General features: G+C 36.7%; 5 protein-coding genes. 2 read left to right on the top strand and 3 right to left on the bottom strand.

The genetic code is table 11. The features are described 5' to 3' along the window. A protein-coding gene (locus OZD66_RS03610; protein WP_275021947.1) for an IS630 family transposase occupies window positions 1-777 on the top strand; the annotation gives its coding sequence in 2 pieces (ribosomal slippage) (window positions 1-242 and window positions 242-777; 778 coding nt annotated over the 2 pieces). This gene is flagged as partial in the annotation. 104 nt (window positions 778-881) lie between these two features. Here OZD66_RS03610 and uvrA read toward each other — a convergent pair. The 3 genes from uvrA to OZD66_RS03595 form a co-directional block, all read right to left on the bottom strand. Beyond that, complete coding sequence (gene uvrA / locus OZD66_RS03605) at window positions 882-3,677, bottom strand: excinuclease ABC subunit UvrA (protein ID WP_182367247.1); 2,796 nt, start codon at window positions 3,675-3,677, stop codon at window positions 882-884. 590 nt (window positions 3,678-4,267) lie between these two features. Continuing rightward, window positions 4,268-4,780: a hypothetical protein gene (locus tag OZD66_RS03600; protein ID WP_182367244.1), complete on the bottom strand. Its 513-nt coding sequence runs from the start codon at window positions 4,778-4,780 to the stop codon at window positions 4,268-4,270. A 222-nt stretch (window positions 4,781-5,002) separates the two neighbouring features. After that, complete coding sequence (locus OZD66_RS03595) at window positions 5,003-8,086, bottom strand: AIR synthase-related protein (RefSeq protein WP_182367242.1); 3,084 nt, start codon at window positions 8,084-8,086, stop codon at window positions 5,003-5,005. A 108-nt stretch (window positions 8,087-8,194) separates the two neighbouring features. Here OZD66_RS03595 and OZD66_RS03590 point away from each other — a divergent pair, with 108 nt between their 5' ends. Next, complete coding sequence (locus tag OZD66_RS03590) at window positions 8,195-11,011, top strand: WPE palindromic element domain-containing protein (RefSeq protein ID WP_182367240.1); 2,817 nt, start codon at window positions 8,195-8,197, stop codon at window positions 11,009-11,011. Window positions 11,012-11,220: the final 209 nt, after the last annotated feature.

The following is an 11,220-nucleotide window of genomic DNA, read 5'->3' as shown; positions in this document are numbered from 1 at the left end:
AAGATTTAAAATTGGACGAACTACTTTATGGGAGTGGCAGCAAAGAAGAAAAGAAACAGGAGACTTTCAATCAAAAAAACTTGGAAATGGAGGTTACAATCACAAAATTACCGACTGGGATGCCTTTGCTAAATTTGCCAGAGAAAACGGAGGAAAGACTCTGTCGGAAATGGCTAAACTTTGGGGCAACGTTAGTATCCAAACGATCCACCGAGCTCTCAGAAAAATTGGATTTACGCGCAAAAAAAGACATATGGATACAAGGAAAGAAACGAAGAAAAACGTGCTGAATTCTTAAAAATTATAGCAACAAAAGAACCAGAAAACTTAGTTTATATAGATGAGTCTGGCATTGATAACACAGAGGACTATCCATATGGGTATTGCCAGAAAGGACAGCGGTTTTATGGCCTAAAATCTGGAAAGAAAACTCAACGAATCAGTATGGTTGCAGCCTTAAGTGGAAGAAAGATAGTTGTTCCGTTAACCTTTGAAGGCCGCTGTAATATGGATGTTTTTAATGGATGGTTTGAGCAATTTTTGACACCGATCTTGGAACCTGGACAGGCTGTCATTCTTGACAATGCTACTTTTCATAAGTCTGATAAAATTATCGAGCTTGCTAAAGGGGTTGATGCAGAAATTTTGTATCTGCCGCCTTATTCTCCAGATTTCAACAAAATTGAGCATCATTGGTTTGCTATAAAAAACAGAGCCAGGAAAAACATTCCTCTATTCGAATCCTTTCGTCGTGCTGTTGATTCTTCCTTCCTATGACCTGTTTGGACTATTATGAGAAATGCTATAAAGTATCGATATACTGACATTACCCTCTCCAAATCATAAATATGCAACATAGTCAATAATGATTAAGAAATAGTTTATAATAAATATGTTTTAAGATACCTGCCTGTAACACTTTCTGGAATTTTTACCACTTCTTCTGGAGTTCCAGTAGCAATCACTTCTCCGCCTTTTATTCCGCCCTCTGGTCCGATGTCTATTATATAATCTGCAGTTTTTATAACGTGCAAATTGTGCTCGATAACTATAACAGTGTTTCCCAGATCGACTAATCTATGGAGTATTTTTAGTAAGTTATTTATATCTTCAAAGTGTAATCCAGTTGTTGGTTCATCAAGAATATACAATGTTCTTCCGGTAAATCGTTTTGATAGTTCTTTGGACAGCTTTATTCGTTGTGCTTCACCCCCAGACAACGTTGTTGACGACTGTCCGAGTTTTATATAGCCAAGTCCCACTTCCTGCAAAGAAACCAACTTTTCTTTTACCATTGGAAGGTTTTCAAAAAAATCACAAGCTTGATCTATCGTCATATCAAGGACATCAGAGATTGATTTTTCTTTATAAGTAACTTCCAATGTTTCCCGATTATACCTTCGCCCTTTACACTGCTCACACTTCACATAAACGTCCGGTAGAAAATGCATCTCTATCTTTAAGTGCCCATCACCTTTACAAGCCTCACACCTTCCCCCTCTGGTATTAAATGAAAACCGGCCTATATTATATCCCCTTGCTTTTGACTCCGAAAGACCTGCAAACCAATTTCTTATATGAGTGAACATACCAACATATGTTGCTGGATTTGACGCAGGAGTTCTACCAATTGGCAACTGATCAACTTCTATAACTTTATCTATATATTCAAGGCCTTCTATTCTATCACACTGACCATACCTTGCAGACGAATGATGTATCTTATGTGCTGAATATTTATATAACGTTTCTATGACTAAACTTGATTTTCCCCCTCCTGATATTCCAGTAACACAAATAAGATTCCCTATAGGAAATTTAACGTTCACATTTTTTAAGTTATTTTCACATGCATTTATTACTTTTATGAACTGAGTTGCTTGCTTTCTTCTCCTTGGAATTAAAATTTTTTTCTCTCCACTCAAATATTGCCCTGTTATGCTCCCCGAATTTCTTTGCACCTGGTCTGGTGTTCCTTCTGCAACAACTTTTCCACCATTTACGCCAGCTCCAGGACCAATATCAATCGCATAATCAGCAGCCATTATTGTATCTTCATCATGCTCAACAACGATTACAGTGTTACCCATGTCTCTCAAGTTTTTCAGTGTAGCAATTAACCGATCATTATCGCATTGATGAAGGCCTATCGAGGGTTCATCAAGCACGTACAGCACTCCTGTTAAACCAGAGCCAATTTGTGAAGCAAGTCTGATCCTCTGACTCTCACCGCCAGAGAGAGTGCTAGATTCTCGATCAAGCGTTAGGTAATTCAACCCTACATTCTTTAAAAATGCTAGCCTCTTGATTATTTCATTTAATATTTTACTTGAGATTTGCTTCTGTTGTTCTGTGAGCTTGTCTGGCAAATTTTCAAACCACTTAAGGGATTCATCGATGCTGAGCCTAGATATTTCACCTATATGTTTGCTATCAATTTTTACTGTAAGCGCTTCTTTTTTCAATCTATAGCCAGTACATTCTCTGCAGTGAGTGACAGAGCAATATCGCTCAACAAGTGTTTCATCATAATCCATCTGGTTCTCCAAGATACTGATCAAACCTTGAAATTTATTAGAGCCAAAGAGTATCATATCTTTTACTTCTTGATCTATGTTCTTCCACGGAATATCAAGGTTAAATTTGTAGTTTTCAGCCAGTGATAGAATTGCACTTTTTGGAAATCCATAACCTGTGTGCACTTGACGGAACATTGATCCCACTGGCTTTAAAGCACCCTCAGATATTGAAAGAGTTTCATCCGGTACTATTAGCTTTATATCAACACTTAGTTTTTTACCAAGCCCATTACACGAACCACATGCACCGTAAGGGCTGTTAAAAGAAAATAATCTTGGTTCTATTTCCTCAAGAGTGAAACCAGACTCGGGGCATGCAAAATTCTCTGAAAAAGTCAGAATTTGACCATTTTTATACTCGGAATTATGGTTGTCAGGTAGGTTTACTATTTCTACATACATTAGACCATTACCAAGTTTTAGTGCGGATTCTATACTACTTGGCAGTCGATTTCCTATATCGCCCAATATTGATATTCTATCTGCAACCACAAAAACGTCGTGTTTCTTGTTCTTATCGAGTTTAGGCAAGTCATCTACATTGTACACTTCACCATCTATTTTGAACCTTACGTAACCTTGTCTTTTAATTTCCAATATCTCTTTAAGATGTTCTCCCTTTCTACCACGCACAACAGGGGCAAGTATATATATCTTAGTTTCTAAAGGTAACGCAATTATAGTGTCTACAATTTGAGACACCGTTTGTTTTGTTATTGGTAATCCAGTTGCAGGTGAATAAGGAACTCCTATTCGTGCATATACCAAGCGCAAGTAATCGTAAATTTCGGTAACAGTTCCAACTGTTGACCTTGGATTTTTTGAGATCGATTTCTGGTTGATAGATATTGCAGGAGAGAGACCTGTAATCGACTCAACATCTGGTTTATCCTGAATGTTGAGAAATTGACGCGCGTAAGCTGATAGGCTTTCAACGTACCGGCGTTGGCCTTCCGCATAAATTGTATCAAAAGCGAGGCTAGACTTGCCAGAACCACTTAGCCCAGTTATAACAACTAGCTTGTTTTTCGGTATATTGACATCTACACCTTGCAGATTATGTTCCCTTGCGCCCTTAACTCTGATAAAATCGTCCATATTATACCATATAGCGTATTAACCATTATAGCCTCAAAATACGTGAATTTATAGTGATATATTGATTTTCTATTGATTTTTTCAACTGTTACGGAAAATTGGGCAGCGTTTGATAAATCGTCATTCCGCTACTTGTTAGCGGCTGAGATACCGCGACGGTATGACGGTTAAGTAGGCCAGTGCCCCTATGATGTCATCCCAGTGTCAAGCACATAGCTGTACGAACGTTGTAGTTTAGGAGCAATTCCCACCAGTGGGCCAGTGCCCAGACACTGGTTCTATGCAACTTAATTAAAAACGTTTGTTTTAGCGTAAGACAACTACCTTTAGCTCATCAGCTCAGTTATAAGCAAAATTTCTGGATTCCAGACTGGAATGACACCATTTGCTGTGCAATTTACCTTCAAAAATGAATGTTCGTACAGCTATGTGTCAAGCACTGGGATGACACCCCCCTGATGGGCTCAAATCATAATGTTTGTACGGTTGTGGGTTTAGGCTACCTATAAATTCTAAACTGTTGTTACGTATTAGGACCACCAAATACACCCCCAGGACCCAAAGTCAGTTTAGCTATATCAGAAAACAGGTTATGTGGAAATCTTAAAATACTTCTTGTTCGCCAAGCAAAATAAATACATTCCTACAAACAAGCAGATGCTCAATACTGACACATAAGAAAACTTAAAAATTAAATCTCTAATGTATATTGATAAGCATTTACCTGCAGAAAATTTGTATAGTAATCCAACACATACAACGGCACTATCAACCACTGATGCTATAATTAAAGTAATGAAATTTGCCATATGAAAATTCAACTTGGACTTCAGTTTTTCAAAAATAATTATGCTTGAGAGAAGAGAGACTAAAATTGCAGTATATGAAATCAATATCATCAAACTAAAACTTTGCAATTTAAAAACACAACATAGCACTGTACACACTATTAAACTGTACGTAGCTTTACTTTTGCCATAAAATTCAACTATTGAATTTACAACTAAAGCAGCTCCCACAAATAAGGCAGCACATATCATCAATTTATTTGAAGTGTTGAGTAAAGAAAGACTGATAAACAGGAGTATCGATAAAATAGACATAATTACCTACCCAAAATTAATAACATACATTCATTCTAAATAAACACTACATATAGTAAAGGAGTTATTTAGCATAATAAGAAAAATATTTTAAACTGACATGCTATAGCTAGTGCAAGTCAGGTTTTCCTACGTCATACCGCGATTCATTCGCGGTATCTCTAGATCCCGCTAACAAGCAGTGGGATGACGAGTTTGTCGTTTATCAAATCGTCTGTAAACCTAAGTCACTTTAGCTATATAATAACTATTTCCCAAATCTTTCAGATCTACTTTTAAAACATCCTTTATGTTTAGCACCTTTTTCTCTGTTACTTTGCCAATACATGAATAAACTGCACCTTCAAACAATTCTTCAAACCTCTTCTGATTTTGTGGTGCAATAGTAACCAAAATTCTACTTTGCGATTCAGAAAACATTATTATCTTGTTTATTATGTCTGTATTTTGTATTTTTCCTATTGGCACTAGTGAAAGATCGATTTCAGCACCAAGGTCTCCTGCAATTAGCGATTTTGCCAGAGCAATAACTAATCCGCCTAAGTTTGGTGCAATTGCAGAGGCAATTATGCCATCTTTTATTGCCTGGTTGTAACGCTCATACAACTTCCTAGCGCTCTTTGCATCAACTTTTGGTACGTTGTTATTACCTATTCCACTATATAACTGATATTCAGATCTACCAAGTTCATTAAGTGTTTCTCCAAGTACATATATCAAGTCTCCCGGCATTTTCACATCAAGCGATACCGCATTTTCAATATTTTCTATAATTCCAATTGCCGAGATGAGTAATGAAGGTGGTGCAGAGATTATCACTTTCTCGCCATTTTCGTCATATCCCTTAAAGTCGTTAAACATACTATCTTTTCCAGATATGAATGGTGTTTTAAATGCAATTGCAAAGTCATAACAAGCTTCTGCAACTCTCTTTAGTTGCCACAACCTTTCTGGATTATAAGCATCACACCAACAAAAATTATCGAGCAACGCTAGATGATTTATATTTCCTCCTGCAGCTACGTAGTTGCGTATGGCAGTGTCAATTGCACATGCTGCCATGTGGTAAGTGTCAATTTCTCCATAACTTGAGCCAAATCCTTGCGATTTTACAACACCTTTATTTGAAGAAAGGATTGGTCTTGAAACAATAGCTTCACTGCACACTCTTCCCTTGCCCTGCAGTGGTTTCAGCACTGACGACCCTTGAACCTCATGATCATATTGCACCACTATGAACTCTTTGCTGCAAATGTTTGGTCTGCTCAGCATTTCTTTTAGTGCAAAGGTGTCATGCAAACTGGAATCCATTTCACACTCAGTTCCACCATCGTATGGGTTTTTGCATAAAATGTTTGCAGGCAAAGCCTGCTGGATCCCAGTGTCAGCTACTTGCATGACAGGAAAGGATACAGCAGACTCCTTAGACCACGGCTTTGTCTGTAAATGCATTTTAGGATTACCATCATGCAGAAATTCAGTTCCGATATCCATTATTACTTTCCCTTTAGGACATTTAACAACAGCTTTACCACTCTCATTGAACTCTCCAATCACACAAACCTCCACATCATGTTTTTTCATGATTTGCTTAAACATAGGGAGATTTTCTTCTGGCACTGCTAAGGTCATTCTCTCTTGTGATTCTGATATCCATATTTCCCATGGAGCCATACCATCGTTCTTAAGTAGAACCTTGCTCAAATCAACTTCAAATCCGTCTTTTCCCATTTCACCAATAGAAGATGAGAGACCACCTGCTCCGTTATCCGTTATTGCATTATAAAGACCAAGATCTCTTGCTTTTATGACGGCATTGGATAGTTTTTTTTGTGTTATGGGGTCGCCAATTTGCACAATTGTTGAAGGGCTGTTTCCCGACAAAGCCTCTGAAGAAAACGTTGCACCGTGAATTCCGTCCCTTCCAACTCTTCCGCCAATAATTACAATCTTATCACCATTCTTGGGCCCTTTGATGTGTGAAGGTACATTATTTATACTGCGCGGAATAATTCCGACACTGCCAACAAAGACTAACGGCTTTCCACAAAATCTATCGTCAAAATATACCGATCCAAGTTGTGTTGGAATACCAGAGCAATTACCAGCAACATTAACACCGTGAATCACTTCTTTCATTATATATTTTGGCGGTAAGATCTCATCAGTGCGCTCTTTATCCCTATAAAATTTGCCTTTTGCTTCTTTGGCAAAGCAAAAGTAATAGGTATTCATTATAGGCTCTGCGCCTTTCCCGAAACCCACTATATCACGATTTACTCCAAGCACTCCGGTCATTGCTCCACCAAACGGATCAAGCGCCGAAGGGCTATTGTGAGTTTCAACTTTATCTACGATTAAGTAATCGTCATTAAAAATTATTCCTCCGGCATTGTCGGAGAAAACTGACACGCATATGTCAGAATTTATCTCACGTGTTGCACGCTTAATATAATGTGCGTATAGGCCATCTTTTATTTCATCAAGGGGAGAGCAAAAGATATTGTGCTTACAATGTTCAGACCAAGTTTGTGCTAGGGACTCAAGTTCAATATCATATGGATTTCTATTAAGTTTTTTAAAGTAATCCTTTATAGCTTTCATTGCTGCCAGAGAGAGCCCTAAAGTGCCATTACCATCGATTCCATCTCTGCTGATCTTTTCAAGCTCTTGGTCACTTACATTGAGGTCAACGGACTTAGTACTATCCTCTGTCATCCCAACCCTACCTTCTGTCATTCCAGTGCTTGACACTGGAATCCAGTTTTCATTATACAATTGCTTGAAATTTTCTGGATCCCAGTGTCTGGGCACTGGGATGACACCTTTTGATTTACCGTAATGCCTCCAATAGCAATTGCCGTTTTCTTTATAAACAAGAATGCAATACTCAGTGATAGGATTAAATTCTTGTTTTATATCATCTTCAGTTGCTTGACTTAGAATCAATTTTGAACTTCTTGCTTTTATACAAACATTTTCATCAATGTAGTCCTTGTTTATTAAATATTCTCTAACAATTTGTTTCGCTGTGTTGCCTACATTGTCAGTCATGCCAGGTAAAAAGCTTATCTCCAAGCCCCACTTTGCTTGTGGTTCTATGAAGTTATATTGAACTTCTTCAAGGTTTTCATTGTAGGAATAATAACGGCAGTCTTGTATGACTTTATTATAAAATAGCCCACAAATTTCTTCATGTAATTTTGATGGTAATTCTTTGCTTATGTAAATCAAGTAAACATTAACTACCCTTCTGCGGCCAACTTGTTCACATTTATTTAAAACTTCTATTCTGACGTTTGCCATGTAATATTGTGAAAGACTTTAATATATCATAGCATAAGAAACTGCGAGCACATTTATATTTTAAATAATTTCTATACAATAAAAGTATTGTATTAATTGTTACTGTTAGTGGGAAGAGTTTTTACTGTTAATGTGGATGAATCCCTTTTTGATGTGCTGGTTCAGCACATATTTTCTGAATATGAAAGAGAAAAAATTCCCGAGATAAAGGTCATACTTCCTTGCAAGAGGGATGTGATAGCGCTACTCAATGCATTCAAGAATTATAACGCTGAAAAATGCATAATTTTGCCAGAGATAGTTTCGCTAGAGAACATTGATGAGGAAGATTTAATATTAAATCTTGATAGAGTTAAAGTTATAAGTCCAATAAAAAGGACGCTGCTACTCATTCAATTCATATTGGAATGGAATAGAAAAAATAATGATAATTTCCCAATTGATTTAGCTTATAGCCTGCCATCATTGCTTGATAAAATTCAATCTACCCAAACAACGGATTGTTATCAATTTGATGAACATTTAAAAAAAATAGAGAATTTCATAAGCTTACTCACTGAGACTTGGAGTAAAACTTTAAAAGATTTAGAAGTAGTAGATATATTAAAACATAAGAGTGATTACTTAAACAATATGATAACCTCTTTACAAAAAGACCAACATATAATCTTTGTTGGAGTTGGAAAGGATAAGTCGTTAATTAAGGCTATATATGATCTGCCATTTGGAAAAATAATTTTGCCTAACCTGAATTTGAAAATTAAAGAGAAAGACTGGAAATTGCTTGATAAAAAACACTATCAATATTGCCTGAAAGATCTACTCGATTATTTAAAAGTGGATAGAAGGGATGTTAGTTTTCTGCCAGAAGCGTGTTCTGGTGTCATCCCAGTGCCCAGACACTGGGATCCAGAAAACTTAACTTTAAATGAGCGCACCAGGTGGCTGTATAATGAAAACTGGATCCCAGTGTCAAGCACTGGGATGACAGAAGAAAGGGCTGGGATAACAGGAAGTCCTGAGGAATATCTAGATTACGTCTTTGATACAACTGCCGATCTAAGCAAAATTAGTAGTGGACATGTTGGCAATATTGAAGTCATCACTTGTGATTCCAGAGAGGAAGAAGCACAAGTGACATCATTAATTATAGAAAATGAAGGTTATGAAAACATTTCTTTGGTCGTCTTTGATAAATTACTTGCAGCTCGTATAGCATGTTTATCAAGGCAACACAGTGCCATACCGGAAAATTACCCTTATATAACGCTTCTGCTTTATAGTATCGAAGTTTTGACCTCAAATTGGAGCAGTGTGTCATTACTTTCGCTCCTTAAACATAGGCTAGTGACTTTTGGTTACACTCAAGAAGAGTACACTCGGATTTTATCTGAATTTGAAATAGAGATATTACGCAACTTTAGTACAAATGGCCTGAGCGATATTATAAATGCTATCAATGCCCATAAAAAGCTAAAATACAAAGAAGATATATTACTTATTATCAGTAAGTTAGAGGTTATATTTAATCCTTTACTTCGTTCTATAAATTGCTCTATTTTTGATGTGGTAGCAACTCATTTGCAGTGTATTAATATATTATCTGGTATAAATTTTTCAGAGCTAAATAGTGAAATAGGTAATTTTACCTGTAATTTCTCAAATGCATGTGAGGGTGTAGGAATTAAATGCTCCTTAGAGTTATATAGCCAAATTCTGACCTTATTTTTAGAGAAAGAGTTTTTCTCTGTAGCAAGTGACTTGAATAAATTCAGCTTATATCACAACAAAGTTGTAATACTTGCTGGATTTAATGAAGCGCCAAGCTTTCAAAATCCGCTTTTGAATGCATTTACGAGAGAAAAATTTAATCTTCCTTCCGTGCAAGAAGAGCAGGGGTATTTTTTTTATACTTTACACAATTTGTTTTGTGCAAGTAAGGTTTATATTACAAGATCGCTAAGCCATAGAAAACCAATTCTATTGCAGCGTTTGGAAATTCTACTCAAGGAGGGGAAGCAGCCGTATCGTGATTGGCTAAGGATATTAAATACGCCTGAATGTACTGTTCCATGTACTCAGCCTATGCCAAAACCTCAAACCGAAGTTAGAAAAGAAAAAATGCAGGTGATGTCTTGCAGTGCAATAGAAAAGCTAATTCGTAATCCTTATTCATTTTACGTTGAATATATACTGGGCCTTAAACAATTAAGAGACTTGAATTTTAAGCCATCGATATTGGAATTTGGCACTATGGTACACAACATTCTTGCAAGATATTTACGCAACAAAAAATCTCCAATGAGCATTGCACGAGAAGCATTCTCGACTAGTCAGTTTAATTTTTCAAATATGTGGTGGATAAGACTACAGAGGGTAATTCAATCTTTTGTCGAATTTGATGAAACTCGAAGCAACTATGTTGAGCTAGAAAAGAGCTTTTCCTGTCCGATATTTCATATTCCAGTGCGTGATGCTGGTTCTTGTGATCAGTATGAAACTGCTGGGATGACAAATAGAGATCTTATCCCTCAAGAAATCTTACTGACAGCAAGATGTGATAGAGTTGAGTATCTACCAAGTGGGCAAGTGGCAATTATAGACTATAAGCTTGGTACACCACCTTCCAATGAAGAAGTAATGTCGGGATTTTTTCCGCAATTAATTTTACAAGCCTTAGCGGTAGAACGTATAACAAAAAGAGAAGTCTCAGAACTTGCTTATTGGAAACTTGATTATGATAAAATAAAAGTTATTTCTATACAAAATTATAGATACAAAATGCAAGAATTAAAAAATGATCTGCCTGGTTTTTTATCTAACTATTTAAGTAATTCCACACCCTTTATTGCCTCTCCATATTTTGATAAATTCCTGAGATTTAACAGCTATAAACAGCTAGAAAGGGTAGGGGAGTGGTTGTAAATGGTGTCATCCGAGTACCTGACACTGGTTTCTATCCAAAAGGGTGTCATCCCAGTGCTTGACACTGGGATGGCTTTGTTGCATCACACTTTATGAGATGGTGATTTATGGTAAATTCATGTATAGCTCTTTCCATAAAAGTCCGGATGTGATAGGATAAGGATAGATGATGATAAGGAGGTTGAATGCCAGCAGCATATAGTTATGAT

The organism is Wolbachia endosymbiont of Drosophila baimaii, assembly GCF_028982185.1.
Classification (GTDB): domain Bacteria; phylum Pseudomonadota; class Alphaproteobacteria; order Rickettsiales; family Anaplasmataceae; genus Wolbachia; species Wolbachia pipientis.
Note: the sequence above shows the minus strand (reverse complement) of the source record. Positions and strands in the feature narration are given on the sequence as shown.